This window comes from Streptomyces incanus, assembly GCF_042656345.1.
Lineage (GTDB): Bacteria > Actinomycetota > Actinomycetes > Streptomycetales > Streptomycetaceae > Streptomyces > Streptomyces incanus.
Genome location: NZ_JBHSPC010000181.1, coordinates 1 through 1,637 on the forward strand (window position 1 = coordinate 1; position 1,637 = coordinate 1,637).

A 1,637-nucleotide genomic window follows, 5' to 3' on the forward strand; every position below is an offset into this window, starting at 1 on the left:
ATCCCGAACGGTTTTGGGTGTCCTGGTCGCCCGCGTGCTCGCCGCGTCCGGCGGCACGGATCGTGTCCGTGGTCCGGGAGTGCGGGGGCGGGGTCCCTCGCGCCCGAGGGCATCCGGTCGGGCCTGGACGGTCCGATGCCCCTGCTCATCACTCTGGTGAGCAGGGGGCGGTGTCGTCCGTCGCCGGATCGGGCGCCCCTGGGCGCGTCGCCCGATCGCGATGCTCGCCGCATCGTGACGGGTCGCCTTGCGGTTCTTGCCGGTGAGGGGCTTCTGCCAGTGCTGGGCGCCCCATTTCGAGGTGTAGGCCGGGTCGACAGCGATGATGCTGATGCCGGTCCGATCCGCCATCGAGGTGAGGCGCGCGCGGAGTTTGCCGGTGGGCATGCCGGAGATGAGCTGCTTGAACCGCTTCTTTCGGCCGTGCCTCTCGCGGGTCTTGTCCGCCGCGAAGTCCAGGTCTTCGATGGCGACAGCGGCCACTTGGCAGGACTTCGCCCAGGTCAGCAGCCGGGACAGCGCGTGCCGTACCTGGGCGTCACGGTGCTCGGCCGACCCGCTGAGCTGGTAGGAGAAGTGGCGGGGCCGCCCGACCGGGTTGCCGTGGGCATCCAGGCGCCAGGCCGCAAGGTGGTCGGCGTTGGTGTCCACGCCGACCACACCTTCGGCGAGGGCGGCGTCGATCGGGATGGTCCTGGTGGGCGGGATCTGCCACGAGGCGGTCAGGTACCAGCGTCCGCGTTCCACGTCCAGGTGGATGCGGTAGGCAACCGCCCGGTTCGCCTCCACCCGGTCCGCCCATTCTTCGCCGCGGTGCGGGAATGAGACCTTTGCGGCGAGTACGTACCGGCCGTGCTGGGCGTTCGCCAGCTCGGCGAGCGGGGCAGGGAGCTTGATACTCACCTCCCCGTCCGGGGTGACGCGGATCGTCTCGTTCCCGTACCGCTTCCCGGATTCGCCGTCCGCGGCGAGGAACCAGCGCTCGGCTTCCCACCGCTCGCGCCATTCACTCTCGGTGAGCTGCGCGGCGCCGAGGTGGTGCCGATTACGGGCCAGGCGCTTGCCGCCGCGCACGACGTGGACGACACCGGCCTCACGGTCGGCCCGCTCTCGCTCCAGACGCTCCTCGAGGACATGCAGACGCCGGGTCTTTTGGAACCACTCCTTCTTCGAACGGTAGCCGCCCGGAGCGCGCTTGGTGCCCTTCTGGCCGATCGGCTGGGACAGGCGGTGCCGAATCGTCTTGATACCGGCCTGAAGGCTTTGGATGTGGGCGAGTTGGCAGCGACGCGACAAGGCCCACTGGTCATGCGTGGCCTTCGTGATCGCCCCGCCCCACCGGGACGACGAGGCGGCGGTCAGCTCCCGCTTCCGCGCCGCCCAGGTGTCCGTGGAGTGGCCGAGCCCATCACGGCAGCGGGCTGCGAGATCCCTCGCGGCCAGCGACCCGAGATGCGCGCCGAGCAGGCGCAGTACCTGCTCGTCCTCGGTGGTGAGGTGCCCCAGCCGGTCGCGGATCGCCACACCGGTGGGGCCCAGCGCGACGAACGGGACGTCGATCGGGCGGAGGTCAGCCATGCTCGGCGGCCTCCAACGCCTTTCGCGCCCGGTTCGTCGCCGATCTGCGGCCGTACAGG

The 1,637-nt window shown here is 70.6% G+C and carries 1 protein-coding gene; it reads right to left on the reverse strand.

The window, feature by feature from the left end; genetic code table 11:
• Positions 1-1,578 (reverse strand): IS200/IS605 family accessory protein TnpB-related protein (locus tag ACFP2V_RS38565; RefSeq protein ID WP_381221423.1); only part of this gene is annotated, 1,578 nt, incomplete at its 3' end.
• Positions 1,579-1,637 lie beyond the last annotated feature (59 nt).